Source organism: Pseudonocardia asaccharolytica DSM 44247 = NBRC 16224 (genome assembly GCF_000423625.1).
Classification (GTDB): domain Bacteria; phylum Actinomycetota; class Actinomycetes; order Mycobacteriales; family Pseudonocardiaceae; genus Pseudonocardia; species Pseudonocardia asaccharolytica.
In genome coordinates, this window is the sequence record NZ_AUII01000010.1 from 23125 (window position 1) to 44559 (window position 21435).

19 protein-coding genes are annotated in these 21435 nt (G+C 69.4%); 11 read left to right on the forward strand and 8 right to left on the reverse strand.

What is annotated here, in order from left to right; translation table 11 throughout:
- From G567_RS0112955 to G567_RS28555, 5 genes are all read left to right on the forward strand, one after another.
- Window positions 1–1371, forward strand: a complete 1371-nt coding sequence (locus G567_RS0112955) for an MBL fold metallo-hydrolase (RefSeq protein ID WP_028930333.1) — start codon at window positions 1–3, stop codon at window positions 1369–1371.
- Complete coding sequence (locus G567_RS0112960) at window positions 1368–2654, forward strand: MFS transporter (protein WP_028930334.1); 1287 nt, start codon at window positions 1368–1370, stop codon at window positions 2652–2654. Before G567_RS0112955 ends, G567_RS0112960 begins: the two co-directional genes overlap by 4 nt.
- Window positions 2651–3028 (forward strand): SAM-dependent methyltransferase, encoded by a 378-nt coding sequence (locus G567_RS28550; RefSeq protein WP_028930335.1) that lies wholly within the window; start codon window positions 2651–2653, stop codon window positions 3026–3028. Before G567_RS0112960 ends, G567_RS28550 begins: the two co-directional genes overlap by 4 nt.
- Before the next feature lie 18 nt (window positions 3029–3046).
- Complete coding sequence (locus tag G567_RS0112970) at window positions 3047–3418, forward strand: hypothetical protein (protein ID WP_028930336.1); 372 nt, start codon at window positions 3047–3049, stop codon at window positions 3416–3418.
- Between the two features lie 344 nt (window positions 3419–3762).
- A complete protein-coding gene (locus G567_RS28555) occupies window positions 3763–3993 on the forward strand; it encodes a hypothetical protein (protein WP_037057075.1) in 231 nt (76 codons plus the stop codon).
- Window positions 3994–5935: 1942 nt separating this feature from the next.
- Here G567_RS28555 and G567_RS0112985 read toward each other — a convergent pair.
- The 3 genes from G567_RS0112985 to G567_RS0112995 form a co-directional block, all read right to left on the reverse strand.
- A complete protein-coding gene (locus tag G567_RS0112985; protein ID WP_037057078.1) occupies window positions 5936–7027 on the reverse strand; it encodes a class I SAM-dependent methyltransferase in 1092 nt (363 codons plus the stop codon).
- Between the two features lie 109 nt (window positions 7028–7136).
- On the reverse strand, window positions 7137–8768 hold the full coding sequence (locus G567_RS0112990; protein ID WP_037057129.1) for a LuxR C-terminal-related transcriptional regulator: 1632 nt from the start codon (window positions 8766–8768) through the stop codon (window positions 7137–7139).
- An 87-nt stretch (window positions 8769–8855) separates the two neighbouring features.
- Window positions 8856–9320 (reverse strand): FAD-dependent oxidoreductase, encoded by a 465-nt coding sequence (locus tag G567_RS0112995; protein WP_147201328.1) that lies wholly within the window; start codon window positions 9318–9320, stop codon window positions 8856–8858.
- Window positions 9321–9416: 96 nt separating this feature from the next.
- Between G567_RS0112995 and G567_RS0113000 the strand changes: the two genes are divergently transcribed.
- Window positions 9417–9893: a nucleoside deaminase gene (locus G567_RS0113000; protein WP_028930341.1), complete on the forward strand. Its 477-nt coding sequence runs from the start codon at window positions 9417–9419 to the stop codon at window positions 9891–9893.
- A 31-nt stretch (window positions 9894–9924) separates the two neighbouring features.
- Window positions 9925–10377, forward strand: coding sequence for a hypothetical protein (locus tag G567_RS0113005; protein ID WP_028930342.1), 453 nt, complete (start codon window positions 9925–9927; stop codon window positions 10375–10377).
- A 168-nt stretch (window positions 10378–10545) separates the two neighbouring features.
- Here the strand turns inward: G567_RS0113005 and G567_RS0113010 are convergent, their stop codons facing one another.
- The 3 genes from G567_RS0113010 to G567_RS0113020 form a co-directional block, all read right to left on the reverse strand.
- Window positions 10546–10881 carry a DUF998 domain-containing protein gene (locus G567_RS0113010; protein WP_028930343.1) on the reverse strand — a complete coding sequence of 112 codons (336 nt, stop codon included), beginning with the start codon at window positions 10879–10881 and terminating at the stop codon, window positions 10546–10548.
- An 832-nt stretch (window positions 10882–11713) separates the two neighbouring features.
- The gene (locus tag G567_RS0113015) at window positions 11714–12166 is read right to left on the reverse strand and encodes a hypothetical protein (RefSeq protein ID WP_028930344.1); all 453 of its coding nucleotides are present in this window, start codon (window positions 12164–12166) and stop codon (window positions 11714–11716) included.
- A 37-nt stretch (window positions 12167–12203) separates the two neighbouring features.
- A complete protein-coding gene (locus tag G567_RS0113020) occupies window positions 12204–13025 on the reverse strand; it encodes an SAM-dependent methyltransferase (RefSeq protein WP_028930345.1) in 822 nt (273 codons plus the stop codon).
- A gap of 301 nt (window positions 13026–13326) precedes the next feature.
- Here G567_RS0113020 and G567_RS0113025 point away from each other — a divergent pair, with 301 nt between their 5' ends.
- Complete coding sequence (locus G567_RS0113025) at window positions 13327–14220, forward strand: helix-turn-helix domain-containing protein (RefSeq protein ID WP_028930346.1); 894 nt, start codon at window positions 13327–13329, stop codon at window positions 14218–14220.
- A gap of 52 nt (window positions 14221–14272) precedes the next feature.
- Here the strand turns inward: G567_RS0113025 and G567_RS0113030 are convergent, their stop codons facing one another.
- Complete coding sequence (locus G567_RS0113030) at window positions 14273–14530, reverse strand: DUF397 domain-containing protein (RefSeq protein ID WP_028930347.1); 258 nt, start codon at window positions 14528–14530, stop codon at window positions 14273–14275.
- A 283-nt stretch (window positions 14531–14813) separates the two neighbouring features.
- Here G567_RS0113030 and G567_RS28570 point away from each other — a divergent pair, with 283 nt between their 5' ends.
- Window positions 14814–15044 carry a hypothetical protein gene (locus G567_RS28570; RefSeq protein WP_037057075.1) on the forward strand — a complete coding sequence of 77 codons (231 nt, stop codon included), beginning with the start codon at window positions 14814–14816 and terminating at the stop codon, window positions 15042–15044.
- 549 nt (window positions 15045–15593) lie between these two features.
- Here G567_RS28570 and G567_RS28575 read toward each other — a convergent pair.
- Window positions 15594–17591, reverse strand: a complete 1998-nt coding sequence (locus G567_RS28575) for an FAD-binding monooxygenase (protein ID WP_084796114.1) — start codon at window positions 17589–17591, stop codon at window positions 15594–15596.
- Window positions 17592–17777: 186 nt separating this feature from the next.
- On the opposite strand from G567_RS28575, the gene G567_RS28580 reads away from it, so the two are divergent.
- Window positions 17778–17987 (forward strand): hypothetical protein, encoded by a 210-nt coding sequence (locus G567_RS28580; protein ID WP_051232923.1) that lies wholly within the window; start codon window positions 17778–17780, stop codon window positions 17985–17987.
- A 910-nt stretch (window positions 17988–18897) separates the two neighbouring features.
- Window positions 18898–21345: a type I restriction-modification system subunit M gene (locus G567_RS0113055; RefSeq protein WP_084796115.1), complete on the forward strand. Its 2448-nt coding sequence runs from the start codon at window positions 18898–18900 to the stop codon at window positions 21343–21345.
- Window positions 21346–21435: the final 90 nt, after the last annotated feature.

The window sequence follows — 21435 nt, forward strand, 5'->3', positions numbered from 1 at the left end:
ATGAACGCCCCATCCGTGCAGGTGATCCCGGTCGTGGACGAGGGGCTGGGCAACTCCAGTTACGTCGTGGACCTCGGCGACGGCGCCGCGCTCATGGTGGACCCGCCCCGGGACCTGCGCGGCGTCCGCGCCGCGACCCAGCGGCACGGGCTGCGGATCCGGTTCGCCGCCGACACCCACCTGCACGCCGACTTCCTCTCCGGTGCCGTGCAGCTGGCCCACGACGACGGCGCACAGGTGCTCGCCTCGGCCGCCGGGCGCCGCGAGTTCCCCCACCGCGGGCTGGTCGACGGCGAGCAGGTCGGCCTCGGCGGCCTGGTGCTCGCCGCGCTGGCCACGCCGGGGCACACCAACGAGCACCTCTCGTTCCTGCTGCTCGACGACGGCGTCCCGCGCGGGGTGTTCACCGGCGGGTCGCTGATCGTCGGGTCGGCGGCACGCACCGACCTGCTCGGCGCCGACCGGGCCGAGGAGCTCGCCCGCGCCCAGTACGGCTCGTTGCGGCGGCTGGCGACGCTGCCCGCCCAGACCGCGGTATGGCCCACGCACGGCGCGGGCTCGTTCTGCTCGGCCCCGCCCGGGGCGCAACGCACCTCCACGATCGGCCGGGAGCTCACGTCGAACCCGCTGCTGCAGGTCCCGGACGCCGACGCGTTCATCGACGCCCTGATCGGCTCGCTGGGCAGCTATCCCCCGTACTTCCGCCGCCTGGCCGAGCACAACCGGCGCGGTCCCGGGGTGCTTTCCGCCGACGCCGGGCCGCTGGCCCCGTTGCCGGTGCCGGAGGTCGGCAGGCTGCAGGCCGACGGCGCGCTCGTGATCGACGTCCGTCCGGTGCCGCACTGGGCCGCCGCGCACATCCCGGCCGCGCTGTCGATCCCCTTGCGCCCCCAGTTCGCCACCTGGCTGGGCTGGCTCGTCCCGGCCGACGCCACGCTGGTGATCGTGCGCGACACCGACCAGGACGCCGAGGAGGTCTTCTGGCAGGCGGTCAAGATCGGTTACGAACGCCTCGCCGGAGAGCTTGCCGGCGGGATGGACGCGTGGACGGCGGCCGGACGGCCGACGGCCCGCACCGAGCTGGTCGGCGCGGACCGGATGGAGGATCGCGCCGTGCTCGACGTCCGGCAGCATCCCGAGTTCCTCGGTGGGCATCTGCCCGGGGCTCGGCACGTCGAACTCGGCGCCCTCGAAGCGGCCGCGGACCGGGTGCCCGACGTGCCCACCGTGGTCATGTGCGGGCACGGGGAACGCGCCGCCGGCGCGGCCAGCCTGCTCGAGCGGGCCGGCCACCGCGACCTCGCCGTCCTGGTCGACGGCGCGGATGGTTGGTCCCGGGCCAGCGGGCGGGAGCTGGAGACCGGCGCGTGAGCAGTAGCGAGGCGACCGGCGGTCTGCGGCTGGGGCTGCGCGCCAACCTCGCCCAGTTCACCCTGCTCGTTGCGGTCAACGCCCTGGTCGGCGGGATGCTGGGGCAGGAACGCACGGTGCTGCCGCTGCTGGCCGACCGGGCGTTCGGACTCACCGCCTACACCGCCGCGCTGACCTTCATCGTCGCCTTCGGGGCCACCAAGGCCGCTACCAACTACATCGCCGGGACGCTCTGCGACCGGTTCGGCCGCAAACCGGTGCTGGTCGTCGGGTGGCTGATCGGGCTGCCGGTACCGTTGCTGCTGATCTGGGCGCCGAGCTGGGGCTGGGTGATCGCGGCCAACGTGCTGCTGGGGCTCAACCAGGGCCTGACCTGGTCCACCACCGTCATCATGAAGATCGACCTGGTCGGCCCGAGACGCCGCGGGCTGGCGATGGGGCTCAACGAGGCCGCCGGCTACCTCGCCGTCGCCGCGACCGCGCTGGCCACCGGCTACCTCGCCGCCCGCTACGGGCTGCGCCCCGAACCCTTCTACCTCGGCATCGCCTTCGCCGCCCTCGGGCTGGGCCTGTCCACGCTGGCGGTGCGCGAGACCCGCGGACACGCCCGGCTCGAGGCCGCCTCCCACACCGCCCGCCCGGACGGGCGCCACGACCACTTGCATGCCGAGCTCAGCAACCGGAAGGTGTTCACCCAGACCAGCTTCCACGAGCCCGCGCTGTCCGCGGCCAGCCAGGCCGGGATGGTCAACAACCTCAACGACGGCCTGGCCTGGGGGCTGTTCCCCGTGCTGTTCGCCGCGGCCGGCCTGTCGGTCGCCCGGATCGGGGTGCTCGCCGCGCTCTACCCGGCGGTGTGGGGGCTCGGGCAGCTGGTCACCGGGGCGCTGTCGGACCGGACCGGCCGCAAACCCTGGATCACGGGCGGGATGCTCCTGCAGGGCGCGGCGCTGGCTCTGGTCGCGGCCGGTGACACGTTCGGCGTGTGGGCGGCGGCCGTGGTGCTGCTGGGCGCCGGGACCGCGATGGTGTACCCGACGCTGCTGGCGGCGATCGGCGATGTCGCGCATCCGGTGTGGCGGGCCCGCTCGGTCGGGGTGTACCGGCTCTGGCGCGACGGCGGGTTCGCGGTCGGCGCGCTGGCCGCGGGGCTGCTCGCTGACGCCTTCGGCCTCCGGGCCGCGGTCTGGGTCGTGGCCGCGCTGACCGCCGCGTCCGGGCTGCTGGTCGCCGCACGCATGTACGAAACCCACCCGCGCGTCACGTCCGGGACGCCGGGATGAGCCTGCCACCGCTTCCGCGCGGCGCGGTCACCGATCGCATCGAACGACGAGTCATCGGCGCCGATTTCGGCGCCGACGGCTACACCACCCGCACCCAGGCCGACGAGCTCGCCCGTCACCTCCACCTGCGGCCGGGCCGGCGGCTGCTCGAGCTGGGCAGCGGCCGCGGATGGCCCGGCCTGTACCTTGCGGCCCGCACCGGTTGCGCGGTGGTGCTCACCGACCTGCCCGTCGACGGCCTCGCCATCGCGAACCGGCGGGCGACGCGGGAGGGAGTCGACGCGCGGTGTGCGGTCGTCGCGGCGTCGGGCCAGCACCTCCCCTTCGCCGCCGAGACCTTCGACGCGGTCGGCCATGCCGATGTGCTGTGTTGACTGACGGCCAAGCTCTCCGTGCTGAGAGCCAGCCGCCGCGTTCTGCGCCCGGGCGGGCGCACCGCGTTCTTCACCATCCACGTCGCCCCCGGCCTCTCCCCGGCCGCCCGGCGCCGGGCCGCCGAGGCGGGCCCACCCGCGGTCACCAGCCACGGCAACTACCGGAACCTGATGCGCTCGGCCGGGTTCGTCGAGGTCGAGGAGCACGACGTCACCGCCGCCTATCTCGAGACCGCGCGGGCGTGGCTGCGCCACGTCGAGGACGCCGCGGACGATCTCGCCGCGGTCGAACCGCCCGGGTTGGTCGCGGATCGGCTCGCCCGTCGTCGTGAGGTGGTCGCCGCGATCGAGTCCGGGCTCTTGCGGCGCTCGCTCCTGATCGGTTCTTGATCGGGTCGGGCGCTCGCGGCGATCGGCGCCGCAGAGTTGACGTCGCGCTCCCGGTCCGGTGTGCGCTCATCCCCTCGCTGTGAGCATGATGCAGTTGGCGGCCCGAAGGTAGCGGTACGCAACCGCACGCCGGCCTGCAGGGTGGTTTCCATCACGTCCATGCGGCATCGCGGATCTGCTGACGACTTGCCCGATCATCGGCTCGACCAACGGGTATGCGCCGTGGTCAGCGCGCTTCCCGGCCGCCTCGCGAGCGGTGGTTCCACCCTGCTGTCGCCACACCCCGGGGTGCGCGTGGGGACCTGCCTTGCATCGGTTCGCCGGCGACCGGCAGACTGCGGCCCGTGCGCGCCACGAAGCAGCCGACCGACCAGATCCGCGGCATCGCGGAGATCCTGGCGTTCACGTACTCCCCCTCCGACCTGAGCCGGATCCTCGTCGAGCACACGGCCGACGAGACCGGACACTGCCGCGGCTGCCAGTACCCGACGAAGGCGTCGCCGGTGTGGCCGTGCCCCCTCTGGGAGATCGCCAAGGAGACCGAGCGGATCCGGGGGCTGCCCGAGTCCGCGTAGCGTCCGCTGCCGGTTCCCGATGGTCGCGGACGGCGCTGTCACCGTCGTCGTCCCACGACAGATCTGCCGGCAGCGCCCGATCCACATCCACCCGCATCGTCGGGAAGTCGGGACACCGATGCCGATGATCATCAGGGAATCCCCAGCCCGTCGAGCAGGCCCTCGAGGAATCCGGCTTGCACCACCCACCACATCACGCCCTGACCAGCACGGTGAGCACCGCAACCAGCACGATGCGGAAGGCCGTGTAGTGCGGCGGCCCCGAACTCCTCACGACGCGCCCGTCAACACCCGCGCGGACTCCGGCATCCCGCTGCGCCCGATGATCCAGAGCAGCGGTCGCGCCGGAGAGATCGGACCGATCCCCCGAGCGGGAGGCAGGCCGAGGAGCAGGTCGCCTTGACCACGGCAACGGGGAGCGGCTTTCGGTGGAGCTTCACCTTCTGGGCCCGCAACCGGTTCACCGTGACCTGATAGGACTCCTCGGGGTGCATCCGCGCGGGCGAGGCGGCCGCGAGCAGGGATGCCAGCGAGCCGACGAGCTCGTCGGCGACGGCGGGAATCGAGAACGGGTCGAGCACGAGCACGAGCCTCTGCGCATCGTCGAGGGTCGGTGGGCGTGGGCGAGACGGACCGTGATTCCCGCGGGAGGCGCCCCGGCATCGGTCTTCGCGGTCTGAACCTGCGAGCCGATCACGTCGACCGCACGTCGAAACGTCGCCTCGCTCTCAGTCCCCATCGGCCGAAGGGCCCCGCCGATCGCCTTCATGTGCTGGTTCAACGTGACCCTTCCGGCGAAGACCAGGCGAGTCTTGCCCGCCGACGCCGGCCCGAACACCGGGACGACGATGTCGGTGAGCACGCGGCCCCGCCAGCAACGGACGGTCGCACCTCTGGCAGACGGCAACCATCTGGGCCGCGGCCCCCAGCACCGTGGTTGGCAGCTGTGCGCCGCATCCACAGCGGCGGATGAACGCACCGAGCCGGCCTGCACGGATGGCGTAATGGGTCTCCCCGCACTGCCGGCAACGATGCGCGGGAAGCCGGTTGCGGTAATTGCAGCTCGGGTGATGGCAGGTGGCGCGGCCCGGCGCAGTACCCGGACCCCGAGGTCGCCACCGCGCAGCAGGCCGACGGAGACGAGCCAGCCGAGCCAAGCCACCGCCAGCGCCGCCGCGAGAGCCGCATAGACGACGATGCCGGCAACCACTGCACCGGCCGTCAGCGCGGCGGCGGCGACCAACAAGATCCCGAACAGGCCACCGGCGAGGAGGTAGGGCGCCGCCGAGCAGATCCGCAGCGTCGTCTCCGACGGCCGGCTGTCCGAGGACATCGACCTCAGCGCACCGGTCCGGCGGAGCGCGGTGGGCGCGCCGCACCGATGGATCCGGCACGCGAGTCCGTCGGTAGGACATGTCTGCGAACGGATCGAGCACCAAGAACCTGGCCGACCTCTACGCGCTCGCCCCGCTCGGCTGGGACGCCGTCCGCCGGCGGCTGGCGACCAACCTCACCCAGGAACCGGGGACCGGCGGACCCGGCCATCACACCTGCTGGTTGTCGACGATCGACCACGACGGCTGTCCGCACATGACCGCGGTCGGTGCCTCCTGGATCGACGGACGCTACTACTTCTGCGGTGGCCCCGGTTCAGCAAGATCTGCAACGTCGAGCGCGACCCCCGCTGCGCGTTCGGCGTCGCCATCCACGGCTACGACGTCGCCTCGAGGAGGCGTACGCCGTGATGTCCGAGGAGCCCGGCGGCGCAACCCGCTGGACCTTCTGATCCACAGCGGGGCACGGGCGGGGGGACACGGGCGGGCTCAGCCGCCAGGCGGATCGGCACCGACCCGAGCCCCCGCTACGGCTCCGCCGGTTCGCACGTACTCCTGAGCTGTCCGGCGACGGTGCCGATCCGCCGATCGTCCCCCGATGGTCCGGTTCAGGGCTTTCGGGCGACGTAGTAGAGGTTGAACGGCTCGGCCTCCACCTCGTTGACCTTCACGTCGGTGAAGCCGGCACCGGCCAGCATCGACGAGGCCAGCTGGTGGCCCCAGCCGGTACCCAGGCCGGCCCCGTCCAGGCCGAGGGAGACGCTCATGCAGTGCATCGTCGAGACGGTGTAGATGTAGGTCCCCCACGGAATCCCCAGGTTGTCCTCCAGGTTGCTCGAGGCCTTGACGTCGCCGGCGAGGAACGTGCCGCCGGATCGCAGCGCGCGGAACGCGGCTGCCAGTGCGCCGGCCGGGTCGGCCTGGTCGTGGATGGCGTCGAACGCCGTGACCAGGTCGTAGCGCCCGGAGTCGCGCATCCGGGCCACGTCGACGACCTCGAACCCGGCGTTCGTCAGGCCGAGCTCGGCGGCCTCGTCGCGAGCCCAGCCGATGGCCTCCTCGGAGAAGTCGTAGCCGATGAACCTGCTGGCCGGGAACGCGCCGGCCATCAGGTTCACCGCGTGGCCGCGGCCGCACCCGACGTCGAGGACGTCGATGCCACGCCGCAGCCGGTCGACGAGTCCCGGAGCGAGCGGCAGGAGCACGTCGAGGAGAGCGCCGTCGACGGCCGCGCCGCTGACCCCCGCCATCGTCTCGTGGAAGCGCGGGTACGCGGAGTAGGGCAGCCCGCCACCGGTACGGAAGCACTCGACGATCGCGGGCTCGACCTCGCCGAGCATGGAGATGAAGGTGGTGAGCACGGCAAGGTTCTTCGGCCCGGAGGCGCGGCTCAGCGAGACGGCGTGCTCGGTCGGCAGGCGGTAGGTCTGTGCCTCGGGGTCGTACCCCACGACGCGGGCCGTGGTCATCGCCTTGAGCCACTCGCGCACGTAGCGCTCGTCCAGGCCGGCGGCGTCAGCGACGTCGCGGCTGGTGGCGGGGCGCAGCCCGGTGAGGGTGTCGAACAGCCCGGTCTGGTGGCCGATGCTGATCATCAGTGCGGCCGCGGCGTTGTCGAAGATGGTGAGCACCCGGCCGGCGAACTCCTCTGCCGCGGCCGGGTCGATCGATGTCCGGGGGGCGATGTCAGTGGTGGTCATGACGGCTCCTCTCGCTGCTGCGGACTCCGCCACGCTAGGAAGGCCAGGCAGCGCCGGGCATCGGGAGAAGCGCCACGATGTGGGGCACGACATACAGCGAATGCCGTAGTCAGGAACTCGCCCGGGGCGCCCGGACACCGTGATCGTGGGCCCAGGCGGACGCGGCGGTGCGGGAGGCGACGCCGAGCTTGAGGTAGATGTTCGAGAGGTGGCGTCCGACGGTCTTCTCGCTGATGTGCAGCGCGGCGGCGACCTGGCGGTTGGTCTCGCCCTCGGTGACCCGGCCCAGCACTTCGGCCTCGCGCCTGGTCAGCCCCCCGGGAGGTGCTCGGCGCGCGGACGTCGTGGCGCCGAGGTCAGCCAGCGACCGGCTGGCGACCAGGTCCTCGGTGTCGGCGTTCTCGTCGTGCCCGAGGTCGCGCAGGCAGTCGGCGAGCAGCAGCCGCGCCTGAGCGGCGGCGTACGGCGCGGACATCGCCTCGTAGCCTCCGACCGCCGTGCGCAGCGGGGCCAGCGCGGCTTCGTGGTCCCCGGCCGCCAGCAGCGCCATGCCGTGGGCGTGCGCGGCCCAGGCCCTCATCCCGGGGCTGGGGAAGCTCGCGCTGATCTCCGCGAGCTCGAGCCGGGCGGCCGCCGCAGCCGAAGGGTCGCTCGTCCGATACCCCACCTCCGCCTGCGCGAGCAGGAGCGGCGCGCGGTGCAACCGGTCGCCTCCGCTACGGGCGAGAGCCAGTCGCAGCCCCTCGACTGCCTCGTCGCCCGCGCCGCGGGCCAGCGCCAGCCGGGCCTCCTCGGGCTGGGTGTTCCCGCCGCGTACCCGTACCTGCTCGAGCGCGCGCGCCGCCTGATCCAGTTCCCCGCGGAGCCGGTGGATCTCGGCGAGCTGGCAGTGAGCTTCCGCCACCACCGATGCGTTGATTCCCTCGACGTCCAGGCAGACCTGCAGCGCCTCGCGCTCGGCCTCGCTCCACGCACCGGCGAGGTTGAGCAGCTGGACCCGACGGACGCGGCAGATGCTCAGATACATCGCCGCGCTGGAGAACTGCGCACACCAGAGCTCGGTGGTCTCGGTCCAGTGCCGCGCACGTTGCGGGTCGGCGAGGTCGTGGCAGACCGCGATCATGTCGCAGTAGATCCCACCGGCATACTCCGGTTGCACGTCCCCGGCGACCACCGGGAGCATCGCCTCGTCGAGCAGGCTGAGTCCGTTGGCGACGTGGCCGAGGCGGACCTCGGCGACCCCCTCGACCGCGAGTCCCAGCGCGGTCAGGGTGCTCTCGCCGAGTTCTGCGCCGAGCCGCTGCAGCTCCCGCCCGCCGTCGGCCGCCCGCTCCATGTCCGCCTCGCCCAGCATCCCCAGACACTCGACGTACCGGAGGAGTCCGTGGGCGAGCCCGGGCGGACGTCCCTCCTGCAGCCGCCGGGCACGACCCAGCCAGCCGGACCCGATCGTGACGTCGCCGCGCAGGATCCAGGTGACCGCCACGTCCACCGCGTTGGCTGCCGCCGCCTCCTCGTCGCCCTCGGCCAGGAACCGGCGGTGGCACTCCTCACCGATCTCGAGACTCTCGCCGACCTCACCCAGCCACCACGCGGCCAGGCCGAGATGGGCGAGGGCCGCTGCCGGGAGTCGCGTTCCGCCCTCATAGGCATCACGCAGCAGCCGGTGCACCGTGTGCCAGTCACCGCGCTCGCGGGCCGCCTCCGTCGCCTGGAGCAGCCGAGTCGTCTCGGAGTCCACCGCGGCCAAGGTAGCGGTTCCGCGGACCGGGCACAGGCGGTTGTCGTCTCCGGCGGCGGTCGGCGGGCGACGGTGCCACCTGGGCGGTCAGGCGCTCGACGGCGTCGCGACGAGCTCGTCCACCGTGGGCGTCGAGCCTTCCACGCGCGCCTCCGCCAGCACCTCGCCGAGCAGCGGCGCCAGCTTGAACCGGTTGTTCCCGGAGACCGCGAGCACCGACCCGCTCCGGCTGAGCCCGACGCGGTGTCCTCCACGGCGTGGACGTGCTCGTGCACGACGGTGTTGCCCGGCCGACCCGGCACAGCCCTGCGGGCCGACCATCGGCACGCCGGCGGCCAGCTCCCACTCGCGGAAACCGTTCCGGGACTGCTGCGCCAGCCGCACGAGGCCGGGTGTCGCGTGCGCGAGACGGAAGATGCGTGACGAGCCGGCCGACCGCTCGCCCATCACCACGGCGGACCGCTCGTAGCAGGTCACCTCGGCACCGCGGGCAAGGAGTTGGGCGGTCACCGACAGCCCGACGACGCCGGCCTCGACCACAGCGATCCGCACGTCGACGAGGGTGTCACGATCGAGCCGCCCGCCACGCTTCCGGTCGACGGCAAGGCCGTCGCGTCGGTCGTCGGGGCCCTCGGGCAGGATCGGTTCGTGGACGATCGCGACGTGAACCTCCTGCGGCGGTGCGTGGAACTGGCCGCCGAGGCGCTGGCGGCGGGTGACGAGCCGTTCGGTTCGGTGTTGGTCGGCGCCGAGGGCCGGGTGCTCGCCGAGGACCGCAACCGGGTCGCCGGGGGCGACCACACCCGCCACCCGGAGTTCGCGCTCGCGCGCTGGGCAGCGGACCATCTCACCCCGGCCGAACGCGCGGCGGCGACCGTCTACACGTCCGGCGAACACTGCCCTATGTGTGCCGCCGCTCACGCCTGGGTGGGCCTCGGCCGGATTGTCTACGCGAGCTCTGCCGAGCAGCTCGCGTCCTGGCTCCGGGCACTCGGCGTCCCGCCGCCCCCGGTGCGGATGCTGCCGATCCCTGACGTCGCGCCGGGCGTGGCCGTCGAGGGTCCGGCGCCTGGGCTCGCGGAGCAGGTTCGCGACCTGCACCGCCGCTTCCACCAGCCCGCCTGATCACCACGCGCTCGATGGGAACGAGGAGCACATGGCCGTCCTGACCTGCCTCGGGACGTTCGTCGACATCGACGGCCACGAAGCAGACCTGAGGGAGATGTCCGTGTCGGCCCGCCACGAGGCGGAGCTTTCCGACGGCGGCCGGGTGGTGCTGCTGAACGACCGAGGTTGGGGCCTGTCGCGGCTGACCCGGGCGAGCACCGCCGCCGAAGACGCCGCCCGGGACGATGACATGCCCGACATCTGGGCCGCGCAGACCGTGGACGACGTTCAGGAGACGGCGCGTGTGGTGGTCGGGCCGGACGAGCCGTTCGACGGCCGCTCGCAGGAGGACATGGAAGCCGACCATTGGGCCTACCTGCAGCAGATCCTCCAGCGGCAGGGCGTCGTCGTCGATGCGGCCCAGCTCCGGCGGTTGCCGCACGACGTCGTGCTCAGCCAGCGGATGCTCGCGCGCATGAGTGGCGAGCGCGGAGATACGTGACGAGGTGTGCGGGGTGAGCGGGTTGCGGGCCTCGGGCGGAAGGCAGGGGTGAGCTGGACGGCACGTGCGCGGCGAGCGCTATCGCGAGGGTGCCGTTGCCGCAGCGGCGTCGAGCAACGATCCGGGCTGCTGGTCGGAGGCAGCACCGGTGGTCGTGATCGTCGGCAATCACGGTTCTCTCATGCCAGTGGCAGTGTTGGCCAGGTGGAGCGCGAGGGCGATGAGCCATCCGAGGCCTGCGAAAAGGGCGACGCGCTCGGCGAGGCCCCAGGGCAGAGACGTCGAGGCGTCGGAGAACGCAACGACCGCCATTGCGCTGGCGGCGATCCAAGCGACCGCGACGACGACCGCGCAGACGACGCCCCAGCGACGTGCGAAGACTGTGCGGGTCGCCAGGCAGGCAGCGAAGAGTCCGAGGAAGGTGAGACCGCCGCCGGCGTCGCGGAACTGGCCGTGCCAGGTGAACGCGTCGTCGTACCGCGTGCCGGGTGGTGCGTGCGTCACCTGCCCACGTCGGCACCCTCTCGGTCCCAACCATTTTCAGGTTGCTATCCGGCCAGTGATGCCACGGCGGTCGACGGAGGTTGCCGACACACGCTGTCCGTGGATTTCCTGTGCCTTTCGGCCACCGGCATTCGCTTCTTGGGCATCCTGTCCCGCCGAGGGGTTCCGCCCCTCTTACGATCGGCCTAGCAGACCTCGGCGCCGATGGCTTCGACGTCCGTCTGGATCACGACGGGGTTTCCACTTTCCACTCACTCGAGTCACGACCGGAGTGGGTGCCCTCTTTACCCCGAGACCTCGTGGTGCTCTCGTGGCCGGTCTCGTGCCTCCGACCACCATGCGCCCCCTCTGCCAAGGGCAAGGTCCTATCGCCTCGGTCCACATCCCATCATCCGAGGCTGTCCGATAACGAGGCGTCATCAAGGGTTCACTCACGTTCACCCGCCCGGCCTTCTTCCTGGCCTGGTGATCCCCGGATGGAACAGGGGCTCCTTGGGCACGGACCCCGGGCTTCGCACTCCGCAGACCAGGAGCCTGCAACGCGCGCCGGGGCAGGAGACGGACGTTTGAGCACTTGCCCGGAGCTACGTCACCAGCATCACCGGTCCTCTGATCGACGCAGCCCGCTCACGGTGAGCGACTCGGTGTCGCACCACAAGATTCGGCTCGTTGAACCGCACCGACATGACGCGGCGGGCGTGAGATGCTCGAACCCGTCAGATGCCTCTCTGCTCGGAGTCATGATCGGCCTCGACAACCGACATCCTCCAGCTCAAGGGGCATTTGATCTTTCAGGCGCCGCCAACCAACCAGCTCGACCGTGGATCCGGGGTTAGGCAGGGACGGTGGCGGGAGTCAGTTCCTTGCCCGGCAGCCATCCCGAGCTGATGTCCGTCACCCGCCACAGCGAGACGGCCAGCTCGACCGCTTCCACCGGACCGGCCTCCACCAGCGGTTTGACCTGCGGATCCTTGCGGAGCAGCGCCTCGATCGTGGCCTGCTTGCCGGCCGTGTCGCACACCGTCGCCCGCACTCGCCCCTGGAGAAACGGCTGGAATGGGCCATTGGGCGCAATGACGATCGCGGCCGTCGGGTTGCCGCGCAGGTTGCGCAGCGTGGTACCGCCCGTCTCCAGAACCAGCGTCAGGGTGAACGGATCCAGCTCGGCGTAGAAGGCCCCGGCGTTCCAGACGTCGTCCTCCGAGGTGGCCAGATACATCGAACTGGTCGCCGCGAGCACCTCGACGAGCTTGTCGTGGACCGCCTGCTGGTCACTCGGTTGCATGGGTGGCCTCTCGTTTCCGATGGTGAGGGACGGACGACTACCGCTTGCGGCCGACACCGCCGAGGATCAGGTGCTGCTCGGGGTGCAGTTCCCGCGCCGGCGGTCCGGCGGGCCACCACTCTTCGAGCTCCGTCAGCCCCGGGGGCAGCATCTCCAGATCGCCGAACATCGCCGCGATCTCGCTGCGGTGCCGGAACCAGCCCGAGCCCAGATGCATCAGGCCCGCCTCGAGGTTGCGCGCGAACGCGTGCAGTTCGGCGTTCTCCTCGCCCGGGTCCCAGAAGTGGGTGATCGCCACGAACGAGCCCGCGGGCAGGGCGTCGAGGTAGGGCCGCATGAGGCCCGCGGGATCGTCCTCGTCGGGCACGTGATGCAGCGTGCCGCACTGCATCAGCACCATCGGACGGTCGAAGTCCAGCCAGCGGGTGACGTCCGGAGCCTCCAGCACGGTGGCCGGCTGGGTGAAGTCGGCCTCGACGAAGTGGGTGTACTCGTTCTCCTCCAGCAGCGCCCGTCCGTGGGCGTTGCAGATCGGGTCGATGTCGACGTACACCACGCGCGCCTCGGGATTGTGGTACTGCGCCACCTGGTGGGTGTTCTCCACTGTGGGCAGCCCGCTGCCCAGATCGAGGAACTGGTCGATGCCGACCTCTTCGGCGAGGTAGCGCACCACCCGGACCAGCCAGCGTCGGTTCATCTGGCTGACCGCCCCCTGGTTCGGGGCCGCCGCTTTGATCTGCTCCCATACCTGCCGGTCGACCTCGTAGTTGTCCTTGCCGCCGAGGCTCGCGTCGTACACCCGGGCAATGGACGGCTTGGTGGGGTCTATCGCAGTTGACGGCAGATGGGCTTCACTCATGGGCTGCTCCTTTGGCGACTGCGAGTCGCCAACCTATCGCACGCCGCACAGTCCAGCTTGGATACGGGCCCTCCCCTCTCCGTTGTGCCACAGCGGCGTCGAATGGCCTGTTCACCGTGGTTGAGCTGGGGAAAGGTCCGCATCGGATGGTCGAGCGGATCAGCCCTCCACGATCACTCGATCAGGTGTCCGATCATTGCCATCGCTACTCGATATGGTCGGGCACGGACGTTCCCCGCCGACGATTGCCGTGTACGGTTCACCGGCGGATCGAGTCGGATGGTCAACAGGGAGGAGCGATATGGCCGAGCGTGGCCGCTCCGAGGCAGCCGTTGCCGGGGAGGAGCCCACTCGGGGATCGACCGCCCGACGCATTGCGCTCGGCTCTCACCTGCGACGCCTCCGCGAGGCGGCGGGCATCTCGCGGGCCGACGCCGGATATGTCATTCGCGCCTCGGACTCGAAGGTCTCCCGCCTCGAACTCGGCCGGGTCGCATTCAAGGAGCGGGACGTCGCCGACCTGCTGACCACCTACGGGGTCACCGACGCCGACGAGCGCGAGGCCTTCCTCGACATGGTCCGGCAGGCGAACCAGCCCGGCTGGTGGCGCCCGTTCAACGACGTGATGCCCAACTGGTTCCAGGGCTTCGTGGGCCTGGAGGAGTCGGCGACGCGGATCCAGGACTACGAGCTGCAGTTCGTCCCGGGTCTGCTGCAGACAGAGGCATACATGCGTTCCATCCTCACCCGGGGACGGCCGGAGTACACGCCGCCGGACGCCGAACGGCGGATCACGCTGCGGATGAAGCGCCAGAAGATACTGACCGGCGTCGCGCCGACGAAGCTGTGGGCGGTGCTCGACGAGTCCGTCCTGTACCGGCCGATCGGCGGACCGCGCACGCTCAAGGAGCAGCTCGAGCACCTGCTGGAGCTGGCCCTGCTGCCCAACGTCACGATTCAGATCGTTCCGAACCAGCTGAGCGGGTATGCCGCGGAGGGCCCGTTCACGATCCTCCGGTTCGCCGAGCCGGAGCTGCCCGACGTCGTCTATATCGAGCACCTCAGCGGCGCCCTCTACCTCGACAATCGGGACGAGGTCGAGCTGTACAGCCGGACGTTCGACCGCCTGACGGTCGACGCGGAGACGCCCGACCGGTCCCGCCAGCTACTGACGAAGGCGCTCGCCGGGATCTGAGCCGGAGGAGGCTCCGCGCACCGGGGGGACAGTGCGCGGAGCCGCTGGCCCCTCAGACGGTTCCGCGGGCGGACCCATCCGTGGGGGGACCGAACTCGCCGTGCTGCACTCCGGCCACGAACGCCGTCCATTCGGCGGGAGTGAAGACCAGCGCCGGGCCGCCGGGATGACGGGAGTGGCGCACCGCGACCTCGCCGCCGTCCAGGTTCGCCACCTCCACGCAGGCGTGCTGGCCGCTGAAGCTGCTCTTGCGCCACACAGCACCATGAAGTCGTGCCGCAGAGCTGTCGTCGCGATCCTGATTCGGCATGCGATCATCCCCCTCGCTGGGAGTCTGTAGCGTCATGGCGGGCCGAAAGTAGCAGCTTGCAGCTGCACGTTCGCCTGCAAGGTGCTTTCCGTCACGTCCCGCGGCGCCGCAGATCCGATGGCGTCCCGCCCCCATCCTCGGTGCCATCAGCAGAAATACGGGATGGCCATCTCGTTTCTCGGCTGCCTCGCAAACGGCGATTTCACCCGGCGGTCTCGCACCCCTGAATGCACGTGCAGACGTACCTTGCATCCGCGCGCCGGACACCGGCAGACTGCACGCCGTGCGCGCCACGAAGCAGCCGACCGACCAGATCCGCGGCATCGCGGAGATCCTGGCGTTCACGTACTCCCCCTCCGACCTGAGCCGGATCCTCGTCGAGCACACGGCCGACGAGACCGGACACTGCCGCGGCTGCCAGTACCCGACGAAGGCGTCGCCGGTGTGGCCGTGCCCCCTCTGGGAGATCGCCAAGGAGACCGAGCGGATCCGGGGGCTGCCCGAGTCCGCGTAGCGTCGTTCGCGCCAGATCCGGCCTCCTCAGCACCGGATCATCTCTACCATGATCATCGACTGAGGGACGTAGGCGCCATGAGTGGCGCGGATGTCCCGTAACCGATGATCATGGTCAACGCTGCGGCCGCCTGACCGATGGAACCGATCCGGCAGGCAGCGCTCGGCAAGAACGGGACATCCACCGCAGACGCGTGGCGTACGTTCCATTTCCGACGCTCGCGGATGGGCTTCGCTGCCGATACGCCTCATGACCGACGTCTGGGAGCCAGCAACCGCGAAGGACACGACTCCCCCGGCCCAAACGCCGATCATGCCATGGGGCAGGCCGATCCGCATGGGCGATAAATCCGACGCGGTCGTGGTCTCGAACGGGGCCGCGATGGACGCGGTCCACTGACATGGGTGGAACTGAGGGGATTCGAACCCCTGACCTTTGACTGCCAGGCACTGGGAGTCAAGCCGCCAGCAGCGGCGCAACGGTGTGCGGACTGGTCGTCCTGTCTGTTGTCGTCCACACCGGTCCGCTGCTCGACGCGGCGGTTGTCGCTCACTTGCCCGCTGGCTGCAGATCTTGCGTGACCGATTGGCGTCGTTCCGCTGCGCGCGCTCTGAGGGACCGCTTGGCGTCGATCAGGATCCCGGCGAAGAAGTCGACCAGTGCCTCGTGTCCGTGCAGTGGGAGCACGTGCGAGACGTACTGGTCCGGGCGGACGACGACCATGCAGCCCGTCTCGCGGTTCACGCCTCGCAGCTCGAAGATGTCATCAGCCTTCGGGTCCGGGCAGAACATCTTCTCGTAGTCGACCAGGCCAAACCTGCCCTTCTTCGGCAGCAGGACCGACGGCATCTTCTCGACGGCCAGCTCACGATGCCCCTGCTGGAAGATGGCACGGACATCGATCACGGAGTCGGGGTCGGCATCGGCCGGCGTGAAGCGCTTGATCGGAGACGCGTCCGACTCCAAGAACTCGCACAGCTCCCGGGCGAGCGAGCCTCCGGTGGTCGGGTCGTTCCGGTCGGCGAAAATATGGATGCGCCAGGCGCCGTCCGCCCGAGCGACGTGGCCGAGGTGGACCGGTTTGGCGTCGGCTAACCGGACGACCGGGGCAGAGTGGAAGCGCATCCCGACCGGGAAGCCCTCCGCGAGGTGCTGGAACATCGCTTCGGCGGTGATCATTGACGGGGCGTACCTGGTTGCGGTTCCCGCAGTGAAACGGCCTTGCGTGATGAAGTACTGCTGGAACTCCTCCGGGTCGACGCCCTCTCCCTCGCCGCCGCCGGACTCCCTCGGGTGGGCGCTGAACATCTTGGCGAACTCGCGGTCGAAATCGATGAGCTGCTTGGCGATCTTCTGACGCTCCTCGGAGTAGGTGTGCAGGAGTTCCGGCTTGGCCGAACCCCTGAGGACGGCACCCAGCTTCCACCCGAGGTTCCAGGTGTCCTGCATGGACACGTTCATGCCCTGACCGGCCTTGGCGCTGTGCGTGTGGCAGGCATCGCCTGCGATGAACACCCTCGGAAGTCGGGTGGCCATCTCCGCCACCGGCACGTCGTCGAACTTGTCGCAGAGACGCTGGCCGATCTCGTACACCGCCCACCACCCGACGTCTTTGGCCTCAAGGGTGTATGGGTGCAGGATGCGATTCGCGACCTTGACCAGCTTCTCCGGGGTCACACTCCGGTTCTCGAGCATCTCCTTGTCGCTGACCTTGTCCAGCTCGACGTAGAACCGGACCATGTATCCGCCCTCACGCGGGATGATGAGGATGTTGCCCTGGTTCGCGGAGTGGATCGCGCACTTGAGCCGGATGTCCGGGAAGTCGGTGATCGCGAAGACATCCATGACGCCCCAGGACTGGTTCATCGGGTCGCCGACCAGTTCGCGGCCGATCGCGGTCCGGGTACCGCTGCGTGAGCCGTCGCAGCCGACGACATACCTGGCCCGGATCGTCGAGGTCTCGCCGGTTTCCTCGAGGTCCTTCATGTGCTGCAGGGCGACCGTCACCGGGTACTCCGACGAGCCGTTGGTGTCGATCTGGACGTCGCTGGCGTGGAGGCTGTAGAACGGCTCCAACTTGCTGGCGGACCGCTCCATGTGATCCAGAAGGTAGGCGAGCATTCGCGCCTGGTTGACGATCACGTGCGGGAACTCCGACAATCCCTCTTCGGTATCCCGGATGCGCCCGGTACGGGTGATCTTGGTCCGGTCTTCCGGGTCCGGCCGCCAAAAGCAGACCTCGTTGACCCAGTAGGCCTCGTTGACCAGACGGTCAGCCAGACCGAACGCCTCGAACATCTCCACGGTGCGGCAGGCGACTCCGTCGGCCTGGCCCACCTCGAGCGGACCGTCCTTGCGGTCGATGACCGCGGTCCTGATGCCGGGGAAGTTGGCCATTTGCGCAGCCAGGACGAGACCGGCCGGACCGCACCCGATGATCAGGACGTCGACATCCTGGGGAAGACTTCCCGGCCGCTCCGCCACGGACGGATGCGGGTCCTCGATGAACGGGTCGCCGGTCTTGTAGCCGTTGAGATAGAACTGCATCGTTCATACCCTTCCCACCGGGAGGTTGGCACGCCGAGACGACCAGACCCAGTGGCTGACCCGCGACTTCCGACCAGCGAGAGACGCTGGTGAGCGCTGCCACATGCAGTGAGAGCGGAGACGCTGGATCGAGCCGGGCCAGGGGTGTCGCGATGGCGGAGTCGCGCCCCCGCGCGAGCGCCTGCGGTGCACAACGTCCGCCGGTCGTTCCGCAAGGTGGTCGCCGCCGCGAGGCTCGACCTGAAGGACTGGACGCCGCTGGAACACGTCTCGCGCCTCGTCGAGCATAGTGGGACGGCCGTGACCGAAGCGGTGTACCGGCAGCAGCTCCGGCCGGTACTGGAAGACGGCGCCACCGCGATGGACACCATCTTCCCGATCAGCGACGCCGGTTAGTCACTCAGCTCGCTTCTGATCTTGCGAAAGGTCGCTCCGCGAGCCTCTGACCGGGGTGGAGCTGAGGGGATTCGAACCCCTGACCCCTTGACTGCCAGGCTCGGCCGGGGCGTCTGCGACGGTCCGTGTCCGTCGGTGACGTGGGAGAGCCCCGATGCATGATCGCGCTCTGGCCGGGCTGATCGGCGGCCGTTGCTATCAGCCCGCGCTATCAGTGGGTCGGGCTGCGACATGTACCTGTCAACGCGACCGGGGGCGACCGCGCGGCGCCATCCCCGCGATCCTGGCCGGCACTTGGCGGGACCGGACGGGGTCAACCCGGAACCCCCGATCCCGCTACCTGATCACCGCGGCGCCGGAGCCGAGCTGGGCGACGCCACCACTGGCGGGATCGGGGCGCGCAGCGGGGTTGACGCCGTTCGGGCACGCTAAGACGATCATGGCCAGCGGGGATGACCCGCTACGGCTCCAACCGACCCTGCCGGCGCGTAGCCGGCGGCCCATAGGTACGACCCGACCCAGAGGCCCCAAAGCCGCCGGGTCGGGTCGTTTGCCGTCCGGCCGCAGTCCGGCCCGCTCCCGGCAGGGAGCGGCTTGAAGACGTATCGAAAGTCCTCACCGCACGGCTGTCGTCGATCTTTAAGACGTATCGGGCGACCTCCGTCACACTTCGCGGCCAGCTTCACCGTTCGCCGGTCGCATCCGATCGGTCGCATCACCGACGGGCAGGCTCACGAAGATCCGGATTAGGGTTGCCGCCAGCGTACGTGGCACGAGGCGTCACGGCGCCCGGCACCCGACGTGCGAAGGATGGTCAATTCATGGCTGCGCTGCGTGCCTTGCAGCATCTCCGAGGCGACACTCTGCCTGCTCCTCGGTTGCTTTCCGTGACGAAGGAGGTGGCCTGGTAGTGGCTCTCAAGAAGTCGGACCTGTACAGCTCGCTGTGGCGGAGCTGCGACGAGCTGCGCGGTGGCATGGACGCCTCGCAGTACAAGGACTACATCCTCACGCTGCTGTTCGTGAAGTACGTGACGGACAAGGCCAAGGCCGACCCGCACAGCCTCATCGACGTGCCCGCCGGCGGGTCCTTCGACGACATGGTCGCCCTCAAGGGCGACAAGGAGATCGGCGACAAGCTGAACAAGATCATCGGCAAGCTCGCCGAAGCCAACGGGCTCGAAAAGGTCATCGACCTGGCCGACTTCAACGACGAGGAGAAGCTCGGCCGCGGCAAGGAGATGCAGGATCGCCTCTCAAGGTTGGTGACGATCTTCGCCGACCTCGACTTCCGCGGCAGCCGGGCCGAGGGCGACGACCTGCTCGGCGACGCCTACGAATATCTCATGCGGCACTTCGCGACCGAGTCCGGCAAGTCCAAGGGCCAGTTCTACACGCCGGCCGAGGTGTCGCGGGTGCTCGCCAAGGTAGTCGGCATCGGCCCGCAGACCCGCCAGGACCAGACGGTCTACGACCCGGCCTGCGGCTCCGGGTCGCTTCTGCTCAAGGTCGCTGACGAAGCGCCACGCGGCATCACCATCTACGGCCAGGAGAAGGACAACGCCACCTGGGCACTGGCCAAGATGAACATGATCCTCCACGGCAACGAGGACGCCGACATCCGCAAGGGTGACACCATCACCAGCCCGCAGTTCACCACCGGTAGCGCGCTGCGGACCTTCGACTTCGCGGTCGTCAACCCGCCGTTCTCGCTCAAGTCCTGGAGCAACGGCCTGGAGCAGGACTACGGCCGCTTCGAGTTCGGCCGGCCGCCGGAGAAGAACGGCGACTACGCCTTCCTGCTGCACGTGCTCAAGTCGCTCAAGAGCGCCGGCAAGGCGGCGGTGATCATGCCGCACGGCGTGCTGTTCCGCGGCAACGCCGAGGCGGCCATCCGCAAGCAACTCCTGCGCCGCGGCTACATCAAGGGCATCATCGGCCTGCCAGCCAACCTCTTCTACGGCACCGGCATCCCGGCCTGCATCGTCCTGCTCGACAAGGAGAACGCCCAGGCCCGCACCGGCGTCTTCATGATCGACGCCTCCAAAGGCTTCATGAAGGACGGCAACAAGAACCGCCTGCGTAGCCGGGACATCCACAAGATCGTCGACGTCTTCACCAAGCAGACCGAGCTTGAGCGCTACTCGCGCCTGGTGCCACTCGTCGAGATCGCCGACCCGAAGAACGACTACAACCTGAACATCCCGCGTTACATCGACTCCTCCGAACCGGAGGACCTCCAAGACCTCCACGCCCACTTGCACGGCGGCATCCCGAACCGCGACCTCGACGCCCTTGCTGGATACTGGGACGCTTTCCCGTCGCTCAGGAGTGCGCTCTTCAAGGACAACCGGTCGGGCTACAGCGATTTGGCTATCGCGCTCGAGCAGGTGCAGCAGATCATCCTCGACTCTGACGAATTCAAGAAGTTCGCCAGTGACGTCCGCGCCATCGTCGATGACTGGTTCTCCGCGCATCGCCCGATCCTGCAGTCCATCAATGAGACGACCGTTCCCAAGGACCTCATCGCGCACCTCGGCGACGACCTGCTCGCCCGCTTCAAGGACGTCCCGCTGCTCGACGAGTACGACGTCTACGAGCGGCTCATGACCTACTGGCACGACGTCATGCACGACGACGTCGCCCTCGTTCTGGGTAACGGATGGCTGGAGGCTGCAAAACCTCGTGCTGCCCGCATCCTCGGCTACGATAAGAATAAGAAGCCGAAGTTCGAAGACGCCCACATCCAGTTCGGCACCGGAGCAATCGCCGAGCGCTACGTCATGGATCTGATCCCACCGGCCCTCGTTGTTGGACGATTCTTGGCAGATCAGCAAGCTCAGTTCGATGAATTCACCGCCGCTGCCGAGGAGGCCACTCATCAGCTCGAAGAGTTCGTCGAAGAGCACGCTGTGGAGGACGGCCTCCTCTGGGAGGCTCTCGATGATAAGGGAAAGGTGACCCAGAAGTCGGCATCGAGTGCCCTCACGGACATCAGTGAAGCCGGTGACGATGAAGCGGCCGAGGCGATCGCCAAGGTGATCTCGTTCCTCAAATTCGAGAGCGGAGCCAAGAAGAAGGCTAAGGAAGCTCAAACCCAGCTTGAACGCGCCACGATCAAGCAGTACGTCGACCTCACGCTTCCCGAGGTCAAGCAGCTCGTGCTCGACGACAAGTGGCACACCACCATCGCTACCCGCGTTGCGGGTGAGGTCACGGCGCTCACGCTCACGCTTGTGGAACGTATACAGCAGCTGGGTCGGCGCTACACAGAAACCGTCGGCGAACTGGACGCCGCGCTTGGCGAGCTCGAGGCAAAGGTGGCGCGACATCTCGCAGAGATGGGGGTCGGTTCGTGAGCGCGCCCTCTGAGGCTTGGACACGAAGTCCGCTCGGTCACCATGCAACCGTGACGCGTGGAGCGTCGCCACGACCGATCGCGTCGCCTC

Coding starts and splice junctions, on each gene's coding strand:
- G567_RS0113030 (WP_028930347.1), bottom strand. CDS start 14,530: ATGCCGAATCAGGATCGCGACGACAGCTCTGCGGCACGACTTCATGGT.
- G567_RS0113025 (WP_028930346.1), top strand. CDS start 13,327: ATGGCCGAGCGTGGCCGCTCCGAGGCAGCCGTTGCCGGGGAGGAGCCC.
- G567_RS0112955 (WP_028930333.1), top strand. CDS start 1: ATGAACGCCCCATCCGTGCAGGTGATCCCGGTCGTGGACGAGGGGCTG.
- G567_RS0112985 (WP_037057078.1), bottom strand. CDS start 7,027: ATGACCACCACTGACATCGCCCCCCGGACATCGATCGACCCGGCCGCG.
- G567_RS0113005 (WP_028930342.1), top strand. CDS start 9,925: ATGGCCGTCCTGACCTGCCTCGGGACGTTCGTCGACATCGACGGCCAC.
- G567_RS28575 (WP_084796114.1), bottom strand. CDS start 17,591: ATGCAGTTCTATCTCAACGGCTACAAGACCGGCGACCCGTTCATCGAG.
- G567_RS28550 (WP_028930335.1), top strand. CDS start 2,651: ATGAGCCTGCCACCGCTTCCGCGCGGCGCGGTCACCGATCGCATCGAA.
- G567_RS0113020 (WP_028930345.1), bottom strand. CDS start 13,025: ATGAGTGAAGCCCATCTGCCGTCAACTGCGATAGACCCCACCAAGCCG.
- G567_RS0113015 (WP_028930344.1), bottom strand. CDS start 12,166: ATGCAACCGAGTGACCAGCAGGCGGTCCACGACAAGCTCGTCGAGGTG.